A 25,156-nucleotide genomic window follows, 5' to 3' on the forward strand; every position below is an offset into this window, starting at 1 on the left:
CAAGGAGGTGTGCCATGGCATACGGGGATGTCCTGACCATCACTACCACGTCACGGGTCGTCGACGATTATCATCGAGTGGCTCTCTCATGGATAGAGGACACATTTGCCAGCATTTTGGCCTCGCCGTTCCATTCCTTGGTGAGTTCAAATCCGCTCAATCCACGGGCACTTCACGACGAAACCGAGCCCTTGGGTGAACCGGGTGCGATGTGGGCAGGGTTGACGCTGACACCCAAATTTGGCTCGAAGAAACGAATCCAGATATTCACCGACCATGCCTGGCATAAGTATCTGGAAGGACTTTCGAAGACTCCGTATCTGGCCGAAGTGGAGGTGCGCAAGCTGGACCGGCATGGGTTTTCCAGTCGAGCTATGGCGCGATTGGAAATTGAAAGTACATATGACGCGCCAGAATGGTTCCGCTTCTCTCTGAAAATAACTAATTCCCTCGTCTCCTGGCAAAATTCGCTTCAGTTTCAGAAGGAATGTGTAGCATTTCTCGGGCGACAGGCGACAACGCAAAGGGCGTCGTTCGGGTCCATTTCGAATGATGGGGTCGGGGATTGGACTGCCCTTGAGTCCAGCCTCGACCTCGATGTGGAAGAGACTGTGCCGTGCAGCGAACGGCAGCTTCGCGGGTACTCCTGGGTGACCGTTTGCTCTCCGAATATTGCGCAGAAGCTGGGGGGTATTCAAGCGCTCTCGGCGACTGGGGCATTCTCGGAAGTCATAGAATTGGAATATGGTGGTCTGCTGCTGCGGGCAACAGATTCAATTGGCGAATATGATGAACCTTCAATTTGGCAGGTGTTTCATGCTCTTGGCCCTGCTTTGCCCGCAGGTAAGGCCAAACCAGTGAGAGGGTTCGAGCATTTCAATCTTGTTTATGATGTGGACCCGAAAGACTTTCGTTAATGCCCGTTGTGTAGCGAGACCTCGTCGATCACCGGGTGGACGGTGTCCCGACTCTGCCCGGCACTATCCTCACCGTCACCGGCTCACAGGACGAAACGTCGATATTGGTCCGGATGACCTTTGTGGTCACGTTTCCGGACGGACGCCTGATCAAAGAACGCGAGCATTTTCGCGCGACCGTCGGCACCGGCCTACCTGGCCTGAACCGGGTGCCGACGGCCCACTGGTGGGACGACGACAGCCCGGAACCGGTCCTCGATCCGTACTAAAAGGCTGCACGTAGAAGACGGAATCCATGAGGTGATCTTTCCCCATACATCAGGCGCATTGAAGTATTTCTCGACTCAGACGACATATGGTTGGCCAACGAATTCCCGGCGGGAATACAACTTCACTGGGCGCGTCCCCACCGGACGGATCCGCCGTCACCGCAACTAGGCGTTGCTCAGTGTGAGCGAGGTGGTGCTGAGCGTATTCGCATACTCGACGTTTCCGGTTTGTTGTCTGGCCGACTGCGGACATGAGCGGCACCTTGATGGAACGCTCGAAATGATCGATAACTCAATGGGTGGTGATCACGTCACCACGTCGTCACGAAAGGACGAACAGATGAAGTTACGCATGTCACACCGCCTGGCGGTGGCCACGGGTGCGGCCGTTCTCGCCACCGGCCTGAGCGGAACGGGGGTTGCCATGGCTCGAACCACGGACCCCGCCTGTGGTCCGGAGATCGACCTTGGTGCCGTCGTTTACCAGACGTGCAGCGAGGTCGTCGGCTCGTGGAGCACCGGGTACGGCACCCAGCCGTACATCTACGCGCTGAACCGCGGCATCGTATCGGCCGATGTGTCGATCACGATCCAGCGTTGGAACTACGCGACAAGCAGTTGGGTCACCACCGCCACCGGCACGAAGACCATCGGGTCCGGCGGCAACACCCATTTCTTCAGCACGAACCTCGACTGGTCGTGCGGTCAGGACTCCCTCGAACGCGGCCAGGCCACCACGGGCGGCGTGACCGGTGCCTGGTCCGAGGTGACCATCCCCGCCGAGTGCTGAGAGCGCACGCGGCATCCCATTGATCCTGTTCACCTCCTGAACGCGGCCTGAAGCGGTTCCCGACGCGCGGAGCAGGCGCCGAGGACCACATCGGATTCATGCCGAGGGTGGGAGGCGACACGGAGAAGGCCGTCGTCCGCGCCCCGAGGGGACGACGGTCTTTCCGTGAAGGTGTTGAGCATGGGCCGTCTTTGGTGGAGGCGGACGTCGGTGCTGGTGAGCAAGTCAAGTCTTTACGGATGCTTACAGGCGACTCATACTGGGGTTAACGGTGCGACCTTTGCTCGTGTGAGCCGGGGCTGTGGGGGCGTGTCTGGGCGCCTGGCTACGGCCTGGTTCGGTTATTCGCTTGCATTCGCGCTGGAGACGGGACGGCGACCGCATTTTATCGAGAGGTTTTCTTCTCATGGTGCGTACGGCGTTCGTTGTTCCAGGGCAGGGCGGCTACCTTCCCGGCCTGTTCGCCAAGCTGCTGGATGAGTACCCGAAAGTAGAAGAAGTTCTTGCTGGTGTGGACAAAGTGGCGCGGGGGTTCGGCTGCGGTGAGGTCTCATCGCTTCTGTCCGACCCGGGGGCTCCCGAGATAGGAGAGATCGCCGCGCAGGATCCGGCGACCCTGCACCTGGCGATCTATGGCACCGGCGTCGCGGCGTTCCAGGTTCTCGCCGAGTCGGGCATCCACCCCGACCTGCTCATCGGGCACAGCCTTGGGGAGATGGGCGCGTTGGCGGTGTCCGGCATGCTCAGTGTCGAGGACGGCGCCGTTCTCTCCGTGCGGCGGGACGAGGCGCTGCGACGGAACAGCAAGGGATCCGGCGGAATGGTCGCCTTGCACACCGGGTATCAGCGGGCTCATCACATGCTTCGCTCGCTCGATTCCTGGACGCTCGCCATCGCGCTCGACAACGCCCCCGATCAGGTCGTCGTCTCCGGACCCGATGATGAGCTCGGCGCGCTTCTTGAGCTGGCCGGAGTGCTGGGGATTCAGGCGACGAAACTTCCGGTGAGCTATCCGTTTCACAACGGTCGTCTATTGTCGGCCGCCGCCGAGGACTTTGCGGCAAGTGTCTCGACGGTTACTGTTCGACATGGCGAGACCCCTGTTTACTCGCCGGTTCTCAACCGTTATGTCGACGGTGTCGGGGATGTGGAGGAGTTGCTCGTCGGGCACCTTGTTCGTCCGGTTCGATTTCTTGAGGGAATACGGACGGTGCATGCGGACAGGGTGCGAAGTTATGTGGAGTGTGGTGCGAGATCAATATGTTGTGATCTCGTCGAGAAGATCGTCCCCGCGGTGCGCACGTTCTCTCCGTTGTCACGGCAGGCAATGGACAAGCAGGGGCTCGACTCCGAGATCGGCCGATGGGAGCAGGTCCCCGGCCGGGGAGTGCGGGAGACGTCGCCCGCCGCCGTCGTCGCGGACCCGGTGGTTCTCTTGTCCGCGTCTGAGCCGCCGGGGGGACGGGGTACGGAGCCGCCCCCACCGGCCGCGTCCGCGCCGGATGCCGTTGACGAGGGGAGTGTGCTGGACGAGGCCCGGCGCATCTACGCGAGCGGCTTGGGCTATCCCGTCGAGGCGCTGTTGCCGGACGCCGACCTTGAGGCCGAGCTGGGAGTGGACAGCGTCAAGCAGACCGAACTGTTCTCCAGGCTGCTCAAGGGCTATGACCTGGCGGTCCCCGGCGCGACGCCGAGGCCGACCGACTATCCCACCCTTCGAGCCGTCGCCCGGTTCGTCAGCGATTTCGTTGCCCGGCAGCAGTCCCGGGGCGGAGGTAAATGACTGTGCGGGAGAGCATCGTGTCCGCGCGGTCTGGTGGTGATCGGGACGAGGGCGTCGTCGCCGTGGTGGGTATCGGCCTCGTCGTGCCGGGTGCCTCCGGCCCCAATGAATTCTGGGACCTTGTTCAAAAGGGCGAGCATGTCTTCGGTGAACCCGGTGATCGATGGCCGAGGGTCACGAACTTCCTCTCGTCCGATCCCGATGAGGACGATCGCACCTACACGTGCTGCGGCGGCTTCGTCCGTGACCCGGGACTTCATCCGGCGGCGGCCGAGGCGGGCGGGGATGTTGAGGCCAGGTGGCTGCGCCACTCCGTCGCTCAGGCGTACGAAACCGTCGCCACGAGTCCCCGGGACCGAGTCGCGGCCTACGTGGGCATAACCGTGGACACCAACCAGGCTCTCGAAGAGTCGATGGTGGTGGACGTCGCGGCACGCCGTATCGCTGGGCACTGGCCAGGCGTCGCGGGCCGGAAGAATGTGCTCGAATCTGTGCGGGAGCAGTTGAGCAATTGTTACCCGCGGGCTTCCCCTGATTTGGCCGCCCATGTGCCCGAGAGAATTCTCCGTGCGGCGGTCGCTGGAATCGTGCCCGATGAGAGCCTCGTTGTGGGGGTCGATACCGCCTGCTCCTCCAGCCTGTACGCGGTCGACCTGGGTACGAGGGCGCTGCTCGCTCGCGACATCGACATCGCCGTGTGCGGGGGTGTCGAGAACCTCACGGTTCGCAATGCGGTGGAGTTCTCGAAGCTTCATGGTCTCAGCCGTCGCGGGCATGTTCGTTCCCTTGGGAACGACGCGGACGGGACTCTCTTCTCCGAGGGGGCGGCCACGGTCGTACTCAAGCGCCTCGCCCAGGCGCGCCGGGACGGCGACACGGTCCTGGCCGTTCTCGGCGGGTTCGGCGCGGCCTCGGACGGGCGGGGGAAGGCCATCTTCACCCCTAACGTCGGAGGGCAGAAACGCGCGTTGCGCCGGGCGTGTGAAGCGGGCGGTATCTCGGCCGACGATATCGACTGGTGTGTCGCCCACGCGACCGGGACGCCCATGGGCGACGGTGTGGAAGTCGAGGCGCTCAACGACAGCTTCACCACCCGGGGCCACCTGTGCACCTCAATCAAATCGGTGGTTGGGCATGCCGGGTGGGCGGCGGGGACCATCTCGTTGATTTACGGAATCCTCGGCTTGCGCAACCAAGCCGTCCCCCCGCAGGCGTCCATCGCCACGCTCAGGCCGGAACTGGAGAACGCCCGGCTCAGCGTGCCGCGCGAAACCGTCCCATTTCCTTCCCGGGCGGCCCGCCCCCGCACGGTGGGTGTCGCGGCATTCGGTTTCGGGGGCACCAACGCGTACCAGATCCTTCGCGACGAGGACGGACCCGAGCGGACGGTTGGCCATGCGCGTCCGGTGCGTGGAGACGGCATCGTGCTCGTCGCATGGTCTGCCCACCTGCCCGGCTCGCCTTCGTCCACCGCTCTCCTTGACCGGGCGCGATCCGGGCTTCCCCTGGCCGAGAAGTCGTCCTTCGGTACCGCGCACCCCGCTCTCCCCACCGAGGCGACGCGCCTGACCCCGATCACCCTGAGGACCATCGACCGGACCCAGCTGATGGCGCTCGCGGTGGCGCACCGGTTCGCCGGAGAGCACGGGCCACTGTGGGAACGAGTCGCCGAGACCACCGGCGTCTTCGCCGCGCATACGGGTCTGACCGGGGTCATCGGTGAGGTCACGATGCGCAGCTACCGCCACGACCTGGCCGAACTCCCGGCCGCGCGCGGCGGGCTTGAACCCGATCATTGGAGGAAGGCGGTCACCGGCGGCATCGCCGCCCTGTGCGCCGACCAACCGGCGACCAACGAGGACACCCTGCCCGGGCACATGCCGAACGTCATCCCGGCGCGCATCGCCAGCCATCTCGACCTGCACGGCCCGGCCATCGCACTGGACGCCGGAACGTCGTCGACCCAGGTCGCGGTGTACGCGGCGGCTCAGTACCTCTCCGCCGGAGACGTGGATCTGGCCCTGGTGCTCGCGCTCAACGGCGCTACGACACCCCAGGCCGCCGCCGTCGCCGGGGTGCCACAGGAACGTCTTGCCGAGGGAGCGTTCCTGTTCGCCTTGGCAAGGGCGTCCGACGCCGCGCGGAACGGTTGGCCCATAGTGGGCGCGGTGTCGACCGACGCGCGCCCACGGTCGCGGCGGCCGGTTCCGTCACGCGCGCGCACGTATCTCGCCGCCGACGGTGCCACGGATCTGATCGCCGCGTTGGCCCGGAACGAGCCGTCGACGCTGACCGGGCACGGCGGGGCTCCAGCCGTAACGATCACGCCACGAACAGCCGACCCCGCGCGGTCCGCCGTCCCCGTGACCACGCGGCACGTGACGGTATGGGAACGGCAACAGGTTTCGTCGCAGGTCACGCGGCGCCCCCTCCCACCGGCCTGTGCCGTCCTGACCGACGAGGCGACGGCGTCTCTCCTCGACACCACCGTTCCCGTCGTCACAGTGGGTCCGGACGACGACCCGGGCGTGGCCGTCGATCGTCTCCCCGGGACGGTCCGGCATCTCAGGGTGGTCGTCGGGCAGGGCGACCCCGCCGACTGGCCCACCACGACACCGCAGACGATCATGCATCTGCACGAGGCACTGTTCCTCGCGACCCAGCGCTTCCACCGCGACCTCCGGGACGGAGGTTCGATCGGTGTCGCGCTCCTCGACGAGTTCGTCGCGGAAACCCCGGCACCTCACAACGGACTGTTCACCGGGTTCGTCAAGAGCCTGGCGTGGGAGTTCCGCCAGTGTGCTTCGCGCGCCGTCATCACCGACGCTGGTCCCGGCGACGCCTGGTGGCAACTCGAAGAGGAGATCAAGCAACAGGGTGGACTGCCTGTCACCGTCTACCGGGACGGCGTCCGCTATCGGCAACGCCTTGTTCCTGCGGCAGGACGACGTCAGGATCTTCCCCTGAGACCGGGCTCCGTCGTGGTCGCCGTGGGCGGCGCACGTGGAATCACGGCGGCGACCGTTGAGGGGCTCCTGCGATCTGGCTCTCCGACGGTCTGGCTCATCGGATCTTCACGACTGGACGAGGTCCCGCCCGAACTCCTTGACGCTCGTGACCAGGACATCCCACGGCATCGGGCGGCCCACATAGCCAGAGGGCTCGAACAGGGCGGACCGGCCTCGGTCGCCGAACTCAACCGGGGCTTCGACCGCCTCGTCCGGGCACGCGAGTCGTGCCTGACGTTGGCCAGGCTTCGGGCGAGCCACGGTGACGCCGCCGTGCGGTATCTCACCGCCGACGTCACCGACGGCGACGCCGTGCACCGGGCCGCCGACGCCATCGCCGCCGAGCACGGCGGCGGCGTGGACCTCCTGATCAACGGCGTCGGTCTGCATCACCCGGGCGACATCGAGCGGAAGCCCCTGGAGACCTTCCAGCGCGTTCGTGACGTCAAAGTCAACGGCTACCACAATTTGAAACGGTCGTTCCCCGATGTGCGGTTGTGGTGCAATTTCGGTTCCGTGACCGGCCTGGTCGGGCACCCTGGGGAATCGGACTATTCATCGGCGAACGACTTCCTCGCCCACTCCGCACAATACGAAAAGTCGGTGCGTGGTCATGACGAATACACCGTGGCCTGGGCCATCTGGAGGGAGGTCGGCCTCGCCGCCGACGAACTGTCCCAGGGCTTCCTGGGCCGTGCTCAGCACTCGTCGGACATGTCGAAAGACGAAGGCGTCGCGCACTTCTTCGGCGAACTCGTCCGGCAACCACCGCGCGATGCGCTGGTCACCTTCATCGGGGAGCAGGACCACGAATCCGCGGCGAGCCTGTTCCCCGGCTACGAAATCGGTGAACCGGGCCGCTCACCCGGCTATTTCCTAGGAGAACCCGCCGTGGAAAGCGGCGACCAGGCCACGTGGCGCCTCGTCATCGATCCGGCGGTCGAGCGGTACCTCGCCGATCACCGGGTGGACGGTGTCCCGACCCTGCCCGGCACCATGCTCACCGCCGTAGCCGCCGAAGCGGCCCGGCACTTCAGCCCGCACGCCGCGCTCCGGCGGTTTCGCGATCTCGCTTTCCACGCCTGGGTTCGGGGACAGAAGGCGCGGCAATACACGGTCACGGCGGTTCGCACACTCGGCTCCCGGGACGAAACGTCGGTCCTGGTGCGCGTGACCTCCGCGGTCACGCTTCCGGACGGACGCCTGATCAAGGAGCGTGAGCATTTTCGGGCGACCGTCGACACCGGACCGCCAAGCCCGGACCGGGTGCCGACAGCGACCTGGTGGGATGACGATGGAACGGTACCGGTCGTCGATCCGTACTACCAGGCCGACTCGCGCGTACATCTGACGGGCCCTTTCCAGGCGACTCGGGACTGGAGGACCCACTCGTTCGGAGCCGTGGCGTTGTGGCGGCCGAATGTGAATGCGCTCCCTGACGTTTTCAAGCGGCTTCCGATACCCAGCCTTCTGCTCGATTCGCTTGCCCGTTGCAAGGGCCTGCATGTGGAGGACGGGATCCAAGAGCTGATCATTCCTCGCTACATCAGGCGTATCGAGGTGTTTCGCGACACCGACGATGTGCGGTTGGCCAACGAGTTCCCGGCGGGAATACAACTTCACTGGATACGTCCCGCCGGGACCTGGTGCGCGGTCGCGCCAGGCGGCTCGCTGATCGCCCGCATCGAAGACATGCGAACCATCCCGTTCGGCCACGTCGCGCGCTCGGAACCCTGATGCTCGGAGGGCCGTCCCAGCACCCTGACCCCGGGCGTTCCGGGCTTCCGAGGCGTCCGGGGCGGAAGCCCGCTGGGTCAGGAGGAGGCTTCGGCCAGGTCGGCGAGGAGTTCTGACAAGGTGATCGGGTCCAGGGCGCCGAAGGGGTGGGCGGTGCGTTGGGGTGACCAGTGGCCGGTTTCGGGTTGGGCGTCCAGGCGGATCTCTGCCAGGCGTTGCGGCCCGCTGTCTTCCGGGCGGCCGATGTGCATTCCGGGGTCGAGATTGATGTTGACGTAAAGGTCGCCGGGGAGCTCGCGGTAGAGGCACCACTGGAGTCCGGCGTCCATGGGGTGGCTGCGGCGCCAGCCTTTGTGTTCGAGGGTGAGGATCGCCTCGGGCGGGACGATGGCGTCCTGGAACCTTTCCAGACGTGGGGCGGCGCGTTCGGTTTCAGTGAGGGTGTGGACCGTGCGGTTGAGTTGTGGGAAAGGTTGCAGGATCGCGTAGTCGGTGAAGAGTGCTGACCACGTTTTCAGGTCGCCCAGGTCCAAAGGGTGGACGATGCCGATCGCCGCCGGGTCGGGGAGGGGCAGGGTGTTGTCGGCCGCGTCGGCGAAGGTGCGGTCCTCGGCTATGCGGAAGGCGGACGTCGCGCCGTCGTGTTCGGTGATCCAGACCAATCGACGCGCGATGTGTCCGATGAGGGGATGCTCGACGAAGAAGCGGCGGAACTCTTCGGCCGTCCAGCGGCGCCGGGTCACCATCGCGGATTCCAGGCGCTGGATCTGGTTGGCGGCGACCGTCCGGACGTCCTTCTTCAACGCCGTGAATTGGGCGTGTGCGGCGGGAGCCAGGACGGGGTCGTCCTTGACGGCTGGCTTTGGCAGGGACTTACGGCGGGTTCCGCCTTCGTCGGTGACATAGGGCGTTAGTTGTTCGTCGAAGCCGATGATGAAGCGGCGGGGGCCGTAGTCCAGGACGAGGGCGGCGTCGGCGTCCAGGCCGAAGTCGGGGACGAGGCGGTCGCCAAGCTGTTCGGACGTCAGGCCCAGGGTCGTCGCGACCTCCTCGATTTTCTCTTCCGCGCGCTCCTTGAGCCCCTTGAACTTGACCTTCTGGGCGATGGTCGCCAGTTGGAGGAGCGCTATGTCCGACCCGATCGACGTCAGGACGTCCAGACCGGTGACCGCTTTGGCGTGGCCGCCGTCGCCGGGCCAGGCGCGGATCAGGGGTGCCAGCTTGCGGGCGGTTTCGTCGTCACCGAGTTGGCCCAGTTGCGTGAACGCCCAGGCGTCCTTGGGCGGCGCCCCATGCTGCTGCCACAGCTCGAACAGTGCCCATCCGAACTCGGCCAGAGACCCGGGATCGCATATCTGCTGGACGACTTCGACGCCCGCGTAGGTCGCGTCTGGCTTGGAGATGGCGAGCATTGTCAGGAAATGGCCCGTGGCGTCGGCGGGGAGCGCGTCGTCACGGCCTTGGAGGCGGATCTTCGGTAGGAGCTTCACGTCGGCCCAGTCGCTCAGCGGCGGGATGTGGGACGGCAGCAGTTCCAAGGGGTCGATCGTGAGCATTGCCTTGATGGCTCCGGCAGCGTTGTCGCCGTGTGCGCGTGCCGTTGTTTCGATGACATTCTCGGTTCCGTGGCGGGCCGCCAGGTGGCGTAGTGCCTCTTCGGCCTCCCGGCGCGGGACGGCGGGCTTGCCCAGGGCGGCGGGGACGAGCAACGGCACCGCGTCCAGGCCGTGTCGCTCGAACCAGGACAGGGCGAGCTTGCGGCCCCGTTTCGGGCGGGACAGGCAGTGGGCCATCAGCCGTGCCACGTCGGCGTCCAGGAAAGGGAGTGCGTGGTCGCCGAGGCCTTGCGGATCCTCTTCGGCGATTCGCAGTGCGACGGGGAAGGCGTCGACGCCGAAGCGGGCCACGGTCGGGCGCAGCCACATCTCGGCCACCCACAGCTGCGGCTTCCACTCGGCCAGCAGTGGACGGACCTTCTCCTCGGGGCCGTACGTCAGGATGCCCAGGTCGTAGCCTCCGGCGCGTCCCGCGCGGAACTCCTCGGCCAAGGCGTCCCAGTCGTCGGTGGACGGTACGTGGTGACGCTCGTCTGTCCGCGCCCACTCCTCGCGCTCGCCCGGCTCCCATCGCATCGAGGGCTCGCTGGGCGGTGTAAGGCCGTTGATGACGGGTGGTTGTGCTCGCTTGGTGGTGCGCGTCCACGGCGGGTCGGTCAGGACGGGCGGCAGGACGTCAGCCGGAGCGTCCGGGAGCGCGTCCTGTGCCGGGGCAGGCGGTGACGATGCAGCCAGGCGCGCCGCCCGGACGGGGAAACGCTTCATCGCCGAGAGAAGGACGGGACGCACATACTTCTGGTCGGCGCGGTCCACCAGAGCCTGGAACGCCTCGTCGCCCGGCAGGACCGCCAGCGTCTCCAGGATCAGTTTGCGGACGTCGGTGACCTCGGCGTCGGCGTCGAACGCCCTGATGAGCAGCGGTGCGATGGCCGCTCCGGCGCCGTCCGCCATGGTGACCAGGCAGGCCCGGTCCCACGAGTAGTGGTGGACGACCCCGTACCGCGCGAGCGGATCGACATGGCGCGGTCCCAGCGAGCAGTACAGCAGTCGCCAGAAGTCCGTCTCGTTCTGGGTGTCGGGCGGCTCGGCGCAGCACTCGTCCAACCAGTCGTCCCGCGTGGGCACCAGAAAGGAGACGACCGTTCGCTGGGACGGGGAACGGCGGCAACGCGCGAGCCTCTCCACGGCGTCCTCGTAAACGTCATCGTCGGCTGCGGCGAGCAGCCCGCGCAGACGCGCCCCGGCCTTCCGCATCGGCGTCGCCGCGACGGTCTTGCCGGAGCAACTCGGACGGTCCTCAATGGGCCTGAGACCAGGGCAAACCCACTGGATCTGGCTCAGCTCGGCGAACGCGCAGGCGGCGAAGGGGACGCCGTGACGGATCACCCAGGAGTCGGCGACCGGCGCGGCCAGCTTCTCGATGGCATGGTCGTACCGCGCGTCATCGGCCAGCAGCGCGGCGACCACGGCGGCGCCCAGGGGGTTCGGGGCGCCGGACAGGTACTCCCGCATCGCCTCGGCCATGTCCGGCGTGACGCCGTCCCGGTCGACGAGCGGGCCTGCGGCGTCCAGTTCGCGAACGCGCTCGTGGATGGCGGCCTCGGCGGAACGGTCGACCTTGACCTTCGGGCCCGGCCGCCCGCCGCGTCGCGGATACAGTCGGCGCCGCCACGAGTCGGGGAGGTCCAGGACGTCCTCGTCCGCCGGACGCGAATGATCTTCCATGGCGCCTCACCGTAGGACAGACCCACGACAGGCCGCGGAACAATGGGTCAGCTCGTCCCGCGGCCCTGCCAGTGAACGGTGGCTAGTCAGCCGGGTGGAGAAGGACGGCGTAACGCGCGCCGGTGCCATTGGCGGTCTTGGTGGCGATGCCCACGATGTCGCCGTTGTTGTTGATGTCGGTGGCAGTGAGGATGTGGTAGCCGCTTCCTGCGGGAATGAGGGTGCTGAGGTCGGTGGCGACTCCGTTCTGGTAGACGAATCCGGTGGCGAGGGCTTGGCCGACGATCGTCCCGCTGTCGTTGATGGCGTTGGCGACGGTGTCGTCACGGCCGGTGCCGGGGGCGTTGAGGTCGGTCACGGTGCCGTTCTTGAACACGACGGCGTGGGAGAGCCCGAACTCCTTACCGGTCGTGACGGTGGACTGACCGACCGCCACCCCGGAGGAATTGATGGCCCTGGCCTCGGAGTAGGTGCCGCCGGGCAGAAAACCCAGGCTCCTGATCTGGCCGTTCACCCATTCGACCGCCGGAATGGTGGCGTTGCCCGCGGCGATGGCCGATCCCACGACCACACCATTGTTGTTGACCGCGTTCGCGCGGGTCTCGGTGCCGCCGGGCAGCGCGGGCAACCTGGTGATCGTCGACCCGTTCACCGTCCACGAGTTGGTGTGGTCGTCGGCTTGCAGGGTCTTGCCGACGATCAGGCCGTTGTCGTTGATGCCGGTGGCCTCGACGTCATAGAACGACTTGTTCGGATCGACCCCGAGGTCCACGCCGGTCGCGCCGGGCCCGTCCCAACGAGTGGGACGGTGAACGTTGAAGACAGGCCCGGTCGTGGGCGTCAGATAGGTGTACCCGACGGTGACGCCATTCTTGTTGACAGCGAGTGGCGCGGTGTACTGGTTGGCGTTGCCGGGATCGCTCGGCGTGGACAGGAACTGCGGCGTGCTGGTCCCGGCCTTGATGATGAACGCCTGCCCGTTCTGCGCGCCGGGCTGCTGACCGACACCGATGATGTCGCCTCGGTCATTGATACCGGTATAGCGCTGCGCCGCGGCCGGACCGATCGTCAGCGTGTAATGCGGCACCGCCGCCTGCGCCGCCGTCACAGCACCTGTTCCTTGGATGCCCAACACGGCGAGACCGGCGATGGCCGCCACGCGGGCCCCGAACATCATGCGAGTCACATCAGCCCCCTCTTGTTCACGGCCGCCCCCGAGGACGACGGCCGCCCGATGAACCGAGAAGGCATCACCGCCTCCTCACCGAGAGATAGGCGAACGGGTTACGTGATGCGCGCGGCCAAGAGCGGGAAAGTGCGCGACGCTCCGCTACCCGGCGTGGTTCTGACGCGAGTCTCTGCGACGCGAGGCCGGACGTGGAGGAGCGCATGCGGGAGGCCGCCGTCCAAGCCCTGTGCGGGCTGGTGGACGACGGCCTTTCCGCGGAGCGAGCGTCTTCTAGATGTCGTAGTAGAGCTCGAATTCGTGGGGGTGGGGGCGGAGGCGGATGGGGTCGATCTCGAACTCGTTCTTCATCGTGATCCAGGTCTCGATGAGGTCGGGGGTGAAGACGCCGCCTTCGAGGAGGTAGTCGTGGTCGGACTCCAGCGCGGCGAGCACCTCCTCAAGGCTGCCGGGGACCTGCGGGATGGCGCGGGCCTCCTCGGGCGGGAGTTCGTAGAGGTCCTTGTCGACGGGCTCGGCGGGTTCGATCTTGTTCTTGATGCCGTCCAGACCGGCCATCAGCATGGCGGAGAAGGCCAGGTACGGGTTGCAGGACGGGTCCGGCACGCGGAACTCGACGCGCTTGGCCTTCGGGTTCGAGCCGGTGATCGGGATCCGGATGCAGGCCGAGCGGTTGCGCTGCGAGTACACCAGGTTGACCGGCGCCTCGTAGCCGGGGACGAGCCGGTGGTAGCTGTTCACCGTCGGGTTCGTGAAGGCCAGCAGGGACGGGGCGTGCTTGAGCAGGCCGCCGATGTAGTAGCGCGCGTTGTCGGACAGGCCCGCGTAGCCGACCTCGTCGTAGAAGAGGGGCGCGCCGTCCTTCCAGAGGGACTGGTGGCAGTGCATGCCGGAGCCGTTGTCGCCGAAGAGGGGCTTCGGCATGAACGTGACGGTCTTCCCGGCGGCGCGCGCGACGTTCTTGACGATGTACTTGTAGAGCATCAGCTGGTCGGCGGTCTTCAGGAGCGTGTCGAACCGGAAGTCGATCTCGGCCTGGCCAGCGGTGCCGACCTCGTGGTGCTGCATCTCGACGTGGATGCCGCATTCGAGGAGCTGGGAGACCATTTCCGAGCGCAGGTCGGTGTAGTGGTCCATCGGCGGGACGGGGAAGTAGCCGCCCTTGTACGGGGGTTTCGCGCCGAGGTTGCCGCCGGGTTCCTCACGGCCGGAGTTCCAGGCGCCCTCGACGGAGTCGAGGTAGTAGTAGCCCGCGTTCGCCTTCGTCTCGAACCGGACGTCGTCGAAGATGTAGAACTCGGCTTCGGGGCCGAAGAAACAGGTGTCGGCGACGCCGGTGCCGCGCAGGTAGTCCTGCGCCTTCTTCGCGACGTTGCGCGGGTCGCGGCTGTAGGGCTCGCCGGTCAGCGGGTCGTGCACGAAGAAGTTGAGGTTGAGGGTCTTGTGCTGGCGGAACGGGTCCACGACGGCGGTGGTCGGGTCCGGCAGCAGCAGCATGTCGGATTCGTGGATCTCCTGGAAGCCGCGGACGGACGACCCGTCGAACATCAACCCCTCGGTGAACACGCTCTCGCCGAAGCTCTCCACGGGGAACGTGAAGTGCTGCATCTTGCCGGGAAGGTCAACGAACCGGCAGTCGACGAATCGCACACCCTCGTTCCTGATATAGCTCAGGACCTCTTCGGCGTTGCTGAACATCGGGCCTCCTTGAGCGCATTACTCGGCTCCTGGCAGGCTAGGACGACGCCGTTTCCCGGCCGTGTCTCATATGTTTCCGGCATGTTACGCGGCCGGTGGGGGCCGGGTCGGGGCAGGCGGGTGGACGGGATAGCGTGGTGGCCATGAGCAGTGCTAAGGGCGGTCCGCGCTGGACGCAGACCTGGCTCGGCGGGGCGTCCTCGGCCGGTGTCGATCTCGGCAGGCCGGGGGAGCGGATGGGCTTCCCGGAGAGCGGCAGCGGCGCCGTGGCCCCCTACGGCCGACGGCTGGTCGCGCTGTTCATCGACTGGGGGCTGTCCCTGCTGGTGGTGAGCCTGCTGGCGCGGCCGTTCGGCTGGGACCCGGCGGAGCGCAGCACGTGGACGCTGGTCGCCTTCGCCGTCCAGGCGTGGCTGCTGACCGCGTTCGTCGGCGTGACGATCGGCAAGCGGCTGTGCGGCATCCGCGTCGTCCGGCTGGACGGGCGGCCGGTCGGCCTCGGCTGGGCGCTGGCCAGGACGCTGCTGCTCGTCCTCGTCCTTCCCGCGCTGATCTGGGACCGCGACTACCGGGGCCTGCACGACCGCGCGAGCAACACCGCCGTCGTCAACCTCTAGCCGGAACCGTCAGCCAGCCGGGAGCGTCAGCGCATCTTGGGCTTGGGGCCCTTCGGCATCTTCGCGCCCTTCGGCATCGGGCCCTTCGGCATCTGCATCGACCGCGGAAGCGCCTGCAACCGGTCGTTCAGCTCGGCCACCTGCCCCTTGGTGAGGTTGCGGGGAAGCTTCATCAGGTGGCGTTGCAGCTTGTCGACCGGGATCTGGCCCTCGTCGGTCCCGACCTGCACGTCGTAGATCGGCACCTGCTGCGCGGCGCGGGAGATGCGCTTCTTCTCGCCGCCGAGGAGCTGGCCGACGCGGCTGCGCGGGCCCTCCGAGACCAGCACCACCCCGGGACGGCCCACCGCGCGGTGCACCATGTCGAGGTTGCGGTTGCCGCTGACGGCCTCGGTGACCGTCCAGTTGCCGCGCATGTTCTTCAGGATCGCGGCCGCCGCGCCCGGCTGCCCGGCGATCACCTTGTACTGCGCGCGCTGCGCCAGCTGACCGAAGACGATCATGCCGACGGCGACGGCGGCGAGGACGCCCAACGGGATGAAGAACCACAGCTGGCCGAGGATGAACCCGATCAGGATGACGACGACCAGGGTGCCGACCGCGGAGGCGAACACGATCGGCAGGGCCTTCGGGTCGGCCTGCCGCAGCACCTGCGCGACCATGCGGATCTGCTTGAGGCGGCCCGGACGCTCCTGGGCCCCGTCCGTGGGCGTTTTCGACATGCCTACAGGATAGTGGGGCGTTACCCCCGTCCCGACAGCCCCCGGACAAGCTCCCGGACCAGGCCCGGACAAGCCCCTGGACCAGGCCCCGATCAGACCCCGGCTAGGCGCGCGCCTCGACGGCCTGCTTGTAGAGGCGGCCCGCGCGGTAGCTGGACCGGACGAGCGGCCCGGACATGACGCCCGCGAAGCCGATCTCCTCGGCCTCGGCGGACAGCTCCACGAACTCCTCGGGCTTCACCCACCGCTCCACCGGGTGGTGGCGGGCGCTCGGCCGCAGGTACTGGGTGATCGTGATCAGCTCGCAGCCCGCGGCGTGCAGGTCGCGCAGGGCCTGCGAGACCTCCTCGCGGGTCTCGCCCATGCCGAGGATCAGGTTCGACTTGGTGACCAGGCCGTCCTCGCGGGCGCGCGTGATGACGTCGAGGGAGCGCTCGTAGCGGAACCCGGGACGGATCCGCTTGAAGATCCGCGGGACGGTCTCCACGTTGTGCGCCAGCACCTCGGGACGCGACGAGAACACCTCGGCGAGCTGCTCCGGGTCGGCGTTGAAGTCGGGGATCAGCAGCTCGACGCCGCAGCCCGGAACGGCCGCGTGGATCCGCCGCACCGTCTCGGCGTACAGCCAGGCGCCGCCGTCGTCCAGGTCGTCGCGGGCGACGCCCGTCACGGTGGCGTACTTCAGGCCCATCGTCGCGACGGACTCGGCGACGCGGCGCGGCTCGTCCCGGTCCAACTCGGCGGGCTTGCCGGTGTCGATCTGGCAGAAGTCGCAGCGCCGGGTGCACTGGTCGCCGCCGATGAGGAACGTGGCCTCGCGGTCCTCCCAGCATTCGAAGATGTTGGGACAGCCGGCCTCCTGGCACACCGTGTGCAGGCCCTCCGCCTTCACCAGGCCGCTCAGCTCCCGGTACTGCGGGCCCATCTTCAGCCGCGTCTTGATCCAGTCGGGCTTGCGCTCGATGGGGGTCTGGCTGTTGCGCGCCTCGACGCGCAGCAGCTTGCGCCCCTCAGGGGTCACCGTCGTCACGAGACCCAGCGTACGTCGCGATCTCCGGCCTCGACACACCGGCCGCCGCGCCGCCGCCGACACCGGATCCGCCCGTCATGGGGCTCAATGCCGTATCGGAGCGATATCGAACGTATGACAGAACCCTTCTCCGCGCCGCCGATTCGTCTTTTTCGCACGTGGACAACAGTGGACATCTCTAATGTGACTCCCTGTCGTCACGCAACACCGTCAGCAGGAGGACCGCCGTGGGCCTGGCAATGTCGTACCTCAGGGTGCCGCCGGTGCTGGAGGGTGAGCCTGATCCCGGACGGATCGCCCGCCATGTCTTCGGCGACTCCGAATGGCGCCGCCGCGGCGCGGCGTACCTGTTCGACATCGGCTGGGCGTGGCAGGCGATGCACTACCTGTGCACCGGCGACCCGTGGGACGGGCGGCAGCCCGAGGCGGACGTCGTGTGCGGCGGACGGCTCCTCACCGAGGACGGCACCGACGAGTTGGGCATGGACGTGATCTACCTGTCCCCGGACCGGGTGAAGCCCGCCGCCGACTTCCTGGCCGGGACGCCGTTCGCGAAGATCGCGCCACGGTACGACCTCCCGGCGATGGTCGAGGCCGGGGTGCAGGACGCGCGGCGCCTGGACGACGCCGCCCGCGACAAGGTCTTCAATCCCGCCTACCAGGGGCTGACGGAGTTCTTCCGCGCCGCCGCCACCGAGGGGCAGGCCGTCTACAAGGTGATGGCCGCCGGACGCTGAGCGTCCGCCCGTGCCTCCGCTCGCGCTTCCAGTTCGGCGTTCCCCAGCGCTTCCATCTGTGCCCTCGTGCGGTGCAGGGTGCCGGGGGCGCCGAGCGCCGTGGCCAGGTGCCGCTCCACCAGCGGGACGATCTCGGCGACGGTGACGTCCCGGCCGAGTTCCCGGCTGAGATTCGTGGAGCCGACGTCCGGGATCCCGCAGGCGATGATCCGGTCGAACCAGTCCAGGTCGTTGTCGCAGTTCAGCATGAACCCGTGCATCGCGACGCCCCGCGACACCCGGATCCCGATCGAGCCGATCTTGCGGTCGGGGGCGCCGCGCACCCACAGGCCGCTGCGTCCCTCCACGGTCGCGGTCGCCAGGCCGAGGTCGGCGCAGACGCCCATCATCATCCGCTCCAGCAGCCGCACGTACCCGACGACGTCCTTCGGGTCGGCCAGCCGGACGATCGGGTAGCCGGTGAGCTGCCCCGGACCATGCCAGGTGATCTTGCCGCCGCGGTCGACGTCCACGACCGGGGCGCCCGGGTCGCCGAACGGCCGGTCGACGGCCGCGGTGCGCTTGCCCGCCGTGTAGACCGGGAGATGCTCCAGCAGCAGGACGGTGTCGGGGATCGCGTCGTCCACCCGAAGGGCGTGCGCGCGGCGCTGCAAGTCCCAGCCGTCTTCGTACGGGACGGCCGCCGTCCCGAACCCCGCGTGCACCACCACAAGCTCGCCCGTGTTCGCTTCTACGCCCGCATCGCTCACACGAGCCAGCTTAAGCCGTGCCGAACCGTCCGGAACCGGGCGGGCCTACCCGGACGCGAGCAGCCGGGGCTCCAGCCGGGACTCCTTCGCCGCGCCCTGCCCGTCGGGCTCGACGCGGTAGGCGCCCGCGTCCTTGCGGTAGGAGACCGCCTGCACGAACTCGGTGCCGACGTAGTGCAGCGCGACGGCCTCGTCGGCCGCGTAGCCGCTCGGCAGCGTCCCCTCGCCGACGAGCTGCTGCAACAGCGGGCGGCGCTGCGGGTCGCTGTCGTAGTGGACGCCGCACGAATACGGCAGGAACCCGAGGCCGTCGGTCAACGGCCGCAGCCGCGGGCCGTAGGAGTCGGTGTTGCCGCCGACATGCCAGCACAGCGCGCCCGCGCTCTGCCCGGCGAGGACCACGCCCGCCTGCCAGACGTCGGCGAGGATCTCGTCCAGCCCGTGCAGCCGCCACAGGGCCAGCAGGTTCGCGACGCTGCCGCCCGACACGTACACGAGGTCCTGGTTGAGCAGGTGCGCGCGGATGTCGGGGACGTTCGGCATCGGGAACAGCGCCAGATGGCTGACCTCGGCGTCCATCGTGGAGAACGCGGCGTAGAAGCGGGCGACGTACTCGGCGCAGTCGCCGATGCCCGTCGCGAGGAAGCAGATCCGCGGCCGGTCCTGCCCGGTGAGGTCGAACGCGTAACGCAGCAGCGGGCTCGGTGCGCGCCCCTCCCGCCCGTCGGAAACGAGGGACCCCCCGCCGATCGCGAGGATGTGCGGCTGTCCGTCGGTGCTCATTCACCCTCCTGGTGGGCCGTGCCATCTCGGCGCGTGCCGTCTCAGCGTCACCGTACGGCGGGCGGCGGACGGCGTCGGGGACTTGGCCGTTTCTTGGCGCTCACAAGACGGCGCGCAGAGCCGCGTCGACGTCCTCGTGCGCGAACCGGAACCCGGCCTCCTCCAACCGTTTCGGCACCACGCGTTGGCTGATCAGGGGCCCTTCGTCGGCGAGTTCGCGCAGCGCCGTCCGCAGCGCGACCTTCGGGACGGTCACCCGCGTCGGCCGATGTAGGACACGGCCGAGCGCCCGCGTGTACACGTCGTTGGTCACCGGGTTCGGGGCGGTCAGGTTCACCGGCCCGGCGATCTCGTGGTCGATGAGGAACCGCAGCGCCGCGACCTGGTCGTGGATGGAGATCCAGCTCGTCCACTGGCCGCCGTCGCCGAGCCTGCCGCCGAGCCCGAGCCGGAACAGGGGGAGCGCGGTGCCCAGCAGCCCGCCCTCGCGGGACAGCACGACGCCCGTCCGCGGCTGGACGACGCGGACCCCGGCGTCGGTGGCGGGCCGGGCGGCGGCCTCCCACTCACGGACGAGGGCGGCGAAGAACCCGGACCCGGCGGGGGCCTTCTCGTCGACCTCCCGGCCGCCGGTGTCGCCGTAGAACCCGATCGCGGACCCGCAGACCAGCACGGGCGGCCGCTGGACCGCGGTGGCGATGGCCTCGGCGATCGTCCGGGTCCCGGCGAGGCGGCTCTCCCGGATCTTCCGCTTGTACGCGCGCGTCCACGGCCGGTCGGCGACCCCGGCCCCGGCCAGGTGCACGACCGCGTCCACGCCGTCCAGCGACGCCGCCTCGACGCAGCCGTCGGCGGGCGACCATCGCGCCTCGTCGGAGGTGAACGGCTCCCGCCTGAGCAGCCGGACGACCTGGTGCCCGTCCCGGCGCAGCGACCGCACCAGCGCCGAGCCGATCAGGCCCGACGAGCCCGTGATGGTGACCCTCATGACACCACAGTAGGCCGACGACGCCACCGGCTGCTGGGAATCTCAGCGCGTTTCCGGGTCAGCGCACTTCGCGAACGGGCCAGCCACCCGCCCGCGCGGACGCCCGCCGCCGGACGCGCTGACCCGGGCCCCGCCCGCGCGGACGCGGGCCCCGGACGCGTGCGGACCCCGCCGCGCCTGCCCGCGGAACACGGGGCGCGACGGGGTCCGGGTACCGGACGGAGCCGGTCAGAGACCGAGTTCGGACTCGAAGTTGCCCTCTTCCAGCCGGTGCTTGATCGTGGCGAGGAAGCGGGCCGCGTCCGCGCCGTCGATCAGCCGGTGGTCGTAGGTCAGCGCCAGGTACACCATCGACCGGACCGCGATGACCTCGCCGAGGTCGGGGTCGTCGATGACGGCGGGACGCTTCACCACGGCGCCCGTGCCGAGCATGCCGACCTGCGGCTGGTTGAGGATCGGGGTGTCGAACAGCGCGCCCCGGCTGCCGGTGTTGGTCAGCGTGAACGTGCCGCCCGCCAGCTCGTCCGGGCTCACCCTGTTGGTGCGGGTGCGCTCGGCGATGTCGGCGATCCGCTGCGCGAGGCCGCCGAGGTTGAGCTGCCCCGCGTTGTGCACGACCGGGACCATCAGGCCGCGCTCGGGGACGTCCACCGCGATGGAGAGGTTCTCCACCTCGTGGTAGGTGACCTCGTTGGTCTCGGCGTCGATGACGGCGTTCAGCTTCGGGTGCGCCTTGAGCGCCTCGACCGTCGCCAGCGCGAAGAACGGCAGGAACGACAGCTTGACGCCCTCGCGGGACTGGAAGTCGGCCTTCGCCTCGTCCCGCAGCCGCGCGATCTTGGTGATGTCCACCTCGACGACGGTGGTGAGCTGCGCGGACACCTGCAACGACTCCACCATGCGGCGGGCGATCGTCTGCCGCATCCGGGACATCTTCTCGGTGCGGCCGCGCAGCGCGAGCTGCTCGGCCGGGGCACCGGCGGGCGCCGGGGCCGCGTGCCGACCGGTCGGAGCCTGCGGAGCGGCGGCGGCGGGCGGCGCGGCGGCGGGCGGTGCAGCGACCGGGGCCGGTGCGGCGGCGGCCTGCTGCTGCGCGGCGCGGGCGGCCTCCAGGACGTCCTGCTTGCGGATGCGTCCGCCGACGCCGGTGCCCTTGACCGTGGCGAGGTCGACGTTGTGCTCGGCGGCGAGCTTGCGCACCAGCGGCGTCACGTACGGGCCGTCGGCGGGCGCCTCGGACCGCTCCGGCGCGGGCGGCTGCTGCGCGACGGGCGCAGACTCCGGTGCCGCCGACGGTGCCTGCTGGGGCGGTGCCTGCTGCGGTGCCTGCTGGGGCGGGGCGGGCGCCGGGGACGGCGGCGCGGGCGGCTGCTCCTGCGCGGGCGGCGGCCACGCGGCGGGCGGCGGACCCTGCTGCGCCGGGGGCTGCGCGGGTGCCTGCGGGGCGGCGGACGCCTCCTGCTCCTCCGCGGCGGGGGCACCGCCACCGGACGGCGCGTCGCCCTCGTCCCCGATGACGGCCAGTTCGGCGCCGACCTCGACGGTCTCGTCCTCGGCGACGGTGATGCTCGTCAGGATGCCCGACGCGGGCGAGGGGATCTCGGTGTCGACCTTGTCGGTCGACACCTCCAGGAGCGGCTCGTCGGTCTCGACGCGCTCGCCCTCCTTCTTGAGCCAGCGGGTGACGGTGCCCTCGGTGACGCTCTCGCCGAGCTGGGGCATGGTGACGGAGACCGGCATGTCTCAGCGACTCCTTCGAAATACTGTGGCGGCTTGTCAGCCGTGTACGTGCAGTGGTTTACCGGCGAGGGCGAGATGAGCCTCGCCGACCGCCTCGGACTGGGTCGGGTGCGGATGGATCAACTGGGCGACCTCGCTCGGCAGGGCCTCCCAGTTGTAGATGAGCTGCCCCTCCGCGATGAGCTCGCCCACGCGCGCCCCGACCATGTGCAGGCCGAGGACGGGACCGTCCACGGCCGCGATCACCTTGACCTCGCCCTGCGTCCCGAGGATCTTGCTCTTCGGGTTGCCGGCCAGGTCGTAGACGACCTCCTTGATCTCGTACCCGCGCTCTCGGGCCACCGCCGACGTGATGCCGACCGAGGCCACCTCGGGATCGGAGTAGGTGATGCGGGGCACGCCGTCGTAGTCGATCGACGCCGGGTTCAGCCCGGCCAGCCGCTCGGCCACGAGGATGCCCTCCGCGAAGCCGACATGGGCGAGCTGCGGGGTCGGGATCAGGTCGCCGACCGCCGAGATCGTGGGGACGTTCGTCCGGCAGTACTCGTCGACCTTGACGAACCCGCGCTCGGTCTCGACGCCCACCTCGGCCAGGCCGATGCCGTCGGAGACCGGTCCACGCCCGACCGCGACCAGCAACAGCTCCGCGTCGACGGTCCTGCCGCCCTCCAGCGTGACGGACACGCCGCCCTGCGTGGTCTTGACGCTCTCGAACCGGGTGCCGACCTCGAACTTGATGCCCCGCTTGCGGAACGCGCGCTCCAGCCGCTTGGAACTGGACTCCTCCTCCAGCGGCAGCAGGTGCGGGAGCGCCTCGACGATCGTGACCTCCGCGCCGAACGAGCGCCAGACGCTGGCGAACTCGACGCCGATCACGCCGCCGCCGAGGACGACGACCGAGCCGGGGATCCGGTCGAGCCGCAGCGCGTGGTCGCTGGAGATGACGCGTTCCCCGTCGATCTCCAGGCCGGGCAGCGTCTTCGGCCCGGACCCGGTGCCGAGGACGATGTGCCCGCCCTCGATGGTGCGGGCGCCGTCGGCGCCGGTGACCTCGACGGTGGTCGGGCCGGTGAGGCGGCCGGTGCCGTGCACGACCTCGATGCCCCTGGACTTGATCAGCCCGGTGAGACCCTTGACGGTCGTCGTGACGACTCTGTCCTTGTAGGCGTTCACGCCCTCGACGTCGATGCCCTCGAACGTCGCCTTCACGCCGAACTTGGCGGCCTCGCGGGACTGGTCCGCGATCTCGGCCGCGTGCAGCAGTGCCTTCGTGGGGATGCAGCCGCGGTTCAGGCACGTCCCGCCGAGGGACTCGTCCTTCTCGATCAGGGCGACGGACTTGCCGAGCTCGGCGGCGCGCAACGCGCACGCGTAACCGCCGCTGCCGGCACCCAGGACGACGATGTCGAAGGGGCCGTTGTCAGCCACTGGACGCTCCCTTTCCGGTTGTGGCGCCGCGTGGTCCGGGGCGCCCCGTCAGGTGTTGCAGGCCCTTCAGGTGGAGGACCGGGCGGGCGCGCCGACGCGCGGGCCCCCGCCGCCACGAGAAAATCTATTCTGTCCGCCATCCGTGACGACGTCCGGGTCCCCTGATGATTCTGGCCGTAACTCCGGTGATCCGCAGGCCTACAGGACACCTTCGGCGAGATCCTCGGCGATCTGGACGAGCGTCCGGGCCGCCGCGCCGGTGCCGCCCTTCGGCGTGTAGCCGTACGGCTCGGCCTTGTTGAAGGCCGGTCCGGCGATGTCGAGGTGCGCCCACCGGACGCCGTTCGGGACGAACTCCCTGAGGAACGTCCCGGCGACGAGCATGCCGCCCCACCGGTCGCCGCTGATGTTGGCGATGTCGGCGACCGTCGAGTCGAGGCCCTTGCGCAGTTCCGGCGGGAGCGGCATGCCCCACGACGGCTCACCGGCGCGGTCGGCGGCCGCGACCACCTTCGCGCGGACGTCGTCGTCGTTGGCCATCACTCCGGTGGTGCGGGTGCCGAGCGCGACGAGTTGCGCGCCGGTCAGCGTCGCGATGTCCACGAGCAGGTCGGGGGAGTCCTCCCCGGCGCGGACGATGGCGTCGGCCAGCACGAGGCGGCCCTCGGCGTCGGTGTTGAGGACCTCGACGGTCTTGCCGCCGTAGATGCGCAGCACGTCGGACGGGCGCTGCGCGGTGCCGCTCGGCATGTTCTCCGCGATCGCCATGTAGCCGACCACGTTGGCCTTGACCCCGAGGCGGGCGATGGCGGCGAGCGCGCCCAGCACGGCGCCCGCGCCGCCCATGTCGGACTTCATCCAGTCCATGGCCTCGGACGGCTTGAGCGACAGGCCGCCGGAGTCGAACGTGATGCCCTTGCCGACCAGCACGAGCGTCCTGGACGCCTCCGGGTGCGTGTGGGCGAGGCGGACGAGGCGCGGCGGGTTGACCGAGCCCTGCCCGACGCCGGTGATGCCGCCGTAGCCGCCCTCGGCGAGCGCCTTCTCGTCCAGCACCTCGATGGTGAGGCCGGTGTCGGCGGCGACCCGCGCGGCCTCGGCCGCGAGACCCTCGGGCGCGAGGTGCGACGGCGGCGTGTTGACCAGGTCGCGGACGAGCTTCACGGAGTCGGCGAGGATCCGCGCCCGCTCGACGGCCGCCTCCTCGGACGCCGCGGCCACCAGCCGGATCTCCTGGACGGGGGCCTTGTGGTCGTCGCCGGTGCGGTAGGTGTCGAAGGAATAGGCGCCGAGCAGCGCGCCCAGCGCGACGTTCTCGACGTCGGCGGCGGACGCGGTCGGCAACGCGACGGCGACCCGGGCGGTCCCGGCGAGGGAGCGGACGGCGGCGCCCGCGGCGCGGCGCACGTCCTCGGCGGACGGCGACTCGCCCAGCCCGACGGCCGCGATCACCGTGGCGGTGACGGCGCCGAGCGCGGGGAGCTTGGTGACCTCACCGACCTTGCCGGTGGCACCGAGCGCGGTGAGCGCCTCGGCGAGCCGGCCGTCCAGCGCGCGGTCCAGATCCTCGGAGCCGGCGACCGGCGCGACACCCGTCCCGGCCGGTGCGACGCCGATCACGATCGCGTCTACGTCGATGCTTGCCAGGGCTGTGCCGTCAAGGCCGATACTCGTCACGTAGCACGATGTTAGT

At 68.8% G+C, this 25,156-nt stretch carries 18 protein-coding genes; 7 read left to right on the forward strand and 11 right to left on the reverse strand.

From position 1 onward, the window contains the following. Positions 1-14 precede the first annotated feature (14 nt). The 5 genes from ABD808_RS11795 to ABD808_RS11815 all read left to right on the forward strand — a co-directional run bounded on the left by ABD808_RS11795 (position 15) and on the right by ABD808_RS11815 (position 8,504). Positions 15-917 (forward strand): hypothetical protein, encoded by a 903-nt coding sequence (locus tag ABD808_RS11795; protein ID WP_344894391.1) that lies wholly within the window; start codon positions 15-17, stop codon positions 915-917. A 35-nt stretch (positions 918-952) separates the two neighbouring features. Further along, positions 953-1,186, forward strand: coding sequence for a hypothetical protein (locus tag ABD808_RS11800; RefSeq protein WP_344894394.1), 234 nt, complete (start codon positions 953-955; stop codon positions 1,184-1,186). Positions 1,187-1,367: 181 nt separating this feature from the next. Then, a complete protein-coding gene (locus tag ABD808_RS11805; protein ID WP_344894396.1) occupies positions 1,368-1,976 on the forward strand; it encodes a hypothetical protein in 609 nt (202 codons plus the stop codon). 406 nt (positions 1,977-2,382) lie between these two features. After that, positions 2,383-3,759 (forward strand): acyltransferase domain-containing protein, encoded by a 1,377-nt coding sequence (locus tag ABD808_RS11810; RefSeq protein WP_344894398.1) that lies wholly within the window; start codon positions 2,383-2,385, stop codon positions 3,757-3,759. Then, entirely contained in the window at positions 3,756-8,504 is a 4,749-nt protein-coding gene (locus ABD808_RS11815) for an SDR family NAD(P)-dependent oxidoreductase (RefSeq protein WP_344894400.1), read from the forward strand. The genes ABD808_RS11810 and ABD808_RS11815 overlap by 4 nt, the downstream gene beginning before the upstream one ends. Positions 8,505-8,581: 77 nt before the next feature. On the opposite strand, the gene ABD808_RS11820 is transcribed toward ABD808_RS11815, so the two are convergent. The 3 genes from ABD808_RS11820 to glnA all read right to left on the reverse strand — a co-directional run bounded on the left by ABD808_RS11820 (position 8,582) and on the right by glnA (position 14,669). After that, on the reverse strand, positions 8,582-11,785 hold the full coding sequence (locus tag ABD808_RS11820; RefSeq protein ID WP_344894402.1) for a DUF4132 domain-containing protein: 3,204 nt from the start codon (positions 11,783-11,785) through the stop codon (positions 8,582-8,584). Positions 11,786-11,867: 82 nt separating this feature from the next. Beyond that, positions 11,868-12,971 carry a hypothetical protein gene (locus tag ABD808_RS11825; RefSeq protein WP_344894404.1) on the reverse strand — a complete coding sequence of 368 codons (1,104 nt, stop codon included), beginning with the start codon at positions 12,969-12,971 and terminating at the stop codon, positions 11,868-11,870. A 273-nt stretch (positions 12,972-13,244) separates the two neighbouring features. Next, complete coding sequence (gene glnA, locus ABD808_RS11830; RefSeq protein WP_344894407.1) at positions 13,245-14,669, reverse strand: type I glutamate--ammonia ligase; 1,425 nt, start codon at positions 14,667-14,669, stop codon at positions 13,245-13,247. A 143-nt stretch (positions 14,670-14,812) separates the two neighbouring features. Between glnA and ABD808_RS11835 the strand changes: the two genes are divergently transcribed. Then, positions 14,813-15,286, forward strand: a complete 474-nt coding sequence (locus ABD808_RS11835; protein WP_344894410.1) for an RDD family protein — start codon at positions 14,813-14,815, stop codon at positions 15,284-15,286. A gap of 26 nt (positions 15,287-15,312) precedes the next feature. Here the strand turns inward: ABD808_RS11835 and ABD808_RS11840 are convergent, their stop codons facing one another. Then, the gene (locus tag ABD808_RS11840; RefSeq protein WP_344894413.1) at positions 15,313-16,008 is read right to left on the reverse strand and encodes a DUF4191 domain-containing protein; all 696 of its coding nucleotides are present in this window, start codon (positions 16,006-16,008) and stop codon (positions 15,313-15,315) included. 103 nt (positions 16,009-16,111) lie between these two features. Next, entirely contained in the window at positions 16,112-17,038 is a 927-nt protein-coding gene (lipA, locus tag ABD808_RS11845) for a lipoyl synthase (protein ID WP_344894416.1), read from the reverse strand. A 227-nt stretch (positions 17,039-17,265) separates the two neighbouring features. On the opposite strand from lipA, the gene ABD808_RS11850 reads away from it, so the two are divergent. Further along, positions 17,266-17,775, forward strand: coding sequence for a YfbM family protein (locus ABD808_RS11850; RefSeq protein WP_344894418.1), 510 nt, complete (start codon positions 17,266-17,268; stop codon positions 17,773-17,775). Here ABD808_RS11850 and lipB read toward each other — a convergent pair. The 6 genes from lipB to ABD808_RS11880 form a co-directional block, all read right to left on the reverse strand. Then, complete coding sequence (gene lipB / locus ABD808_RS11855) at positions 17,748-18,524, reverse strand: lipoyl(octanoyl) transferase LipB (protein WP_344894421.1); 777 nt, start codon at positions 18,522-18,524, stop codon at positions 17,748-17,750. The genes ABD808_RS11850 and lipB overlap by 28 nt on opposite strands. A gap of 45 nt (positions 18,525-18,569) precedes the next feature. Continuing rightward, a complete protein-coding gene (locus tag ABD808_RS11860) occupies positions 18,570-19,307 on the reverse strand; it encodes a Type 1 glutamine amidotransferase-like domain-containing protein (RefSeq protein ID WP_344894424.1) in 738 nt (245 codons plus the stop codon). A 100-nt stretch (positions 19,308-19,407) separates the two neighbouring features. After that, a complete protein-coding gene (locus tag ABD808_RS11865) occupies positions 19,408-20,295 on the reverse strand; it encodes a TIGR01777 family oxidoreductase (protein ID WP_344894427.1) in 888 nt (295 codons plus the stop codon). Positions 20,296-20,523: 228 nt separating this feature from the next. Then, a complete protein-coding gene (gene sucB / locus ABD808_RS11870) occupies positions 20,524-22,035 on the reverse strand; it encodes a 2-oxoglutarate dehydrogenase, E2 component, dihydrolipoamide succinyltransferase (protein WP_344894430.1) in 1,512 nt (503 codons plus the stop codon). A 36-nt stretch (positions 22,036-22,071) separates the two neighbouring features. Then, positions 22,072-23,463, reverse strand: coding sequence for a dihydrolipoyl dehydrogenase (lpdA, locus tag ABD808_RS11875; RefSeq protein WP_344894433.1), 1,392 nt, complete (start codon positions 23,461-23,463; stop codon positions 22,072-22,074). Between the two features lie 198 nt (positions 23,464-23,661). Beyond that, positions 23,662-25,140 carry a leucyl aminopeptidase gene (locus tag ABD808_RS11880; protein ID WP_344894436.1) on the reverse strand — a complete coding sequence of 493 codons (1,479 nt, stop codon included), beginning with the start codon at positions 25,138-25,140 and terminating at the stop codon, positions 23,662-23,664. Positions 25,141-25,156 lie beyond the last annotated feature (16 nt).

This window comes from Actinomadura meridiana, from assembly GCF_039537545.1.
In the GTDB taxonomy this organism is placed as follows: Bacteria; Actinomycetota; Actinomycetes; order Streptosporangiales; family Streptosporangiaceae; genus Spirillospora; species Spirillospora meridiana.

Coding starts and splice junctions, on each gene's coding strand:
- ABD808_RS11795 (WP_344894391.1), top strand. CDS start 15: ATGGCATACGGGGATGTCCTGACCATCACTACCACGTCACGGGTCGTC.
- ABD808_RS11810 (WP_344894398.1), top strand. CDS start 2,383: ATGGTGCGTACGGCGTTCGTTGTTCCAGGGCAGGGCGGCTACCTTCCC.
- ABD808_RS11815 (WP_344894400.1), top strand. CDS start 3,756: ATGACTGTGCGGGAGAGCATCGTGTCCGCGCGGTCTGGTGGTGATCGG.
- ABD808_RS11820 (WP_344894402.1), bottom strand. CDS start 11,785: ATGGAAGATCATTCGCGTCCGGCGGACGAGGACGTCCTGGACCTCCCC.
- glnA (WP_344894407.1), bottom strand. CDS start 14,669: ATGTTCAGCAACGCCGAAGAGGTCCTGAGCTATATCAGGAACGAGGGT.
- ABD808_RS11835 (WP_344894410.1), top strand. CDS start 14,813: ATGAGCAGTGCTAAGGGCGGTCCGCGCTGGACGCAGACCTGGCTCGGC.
- ABD808_RS11840 (WP_344894413.1), bottom strand. CDS start 16,008: ATGTCGAAAACGCCCACGGACGGGGCCCAGGAGCGTCCGGGCCGCCTC.
- ABD808_RS11860 (WP_344894424.1), bottom strand. CDS start 19,307: ATGAGCACCGACGGACAGCCGCACATCCTCGCGATCGGCGGGGGGTCC.
- ABD808_RS11865 (WP_344894427.1), bottom strand. CDS start 20,295: ATGAGGGTCACCATCACGGGCTCGTCGGGCCTGATCGGCTCGGCGCTG.
- sucB (WP_344894430.1), bottom strand. CDS start 22,035: ATGCCGGTCTCCGTCACCATGCCCCAGCTCGGCGAGAGCGTCACCGAG.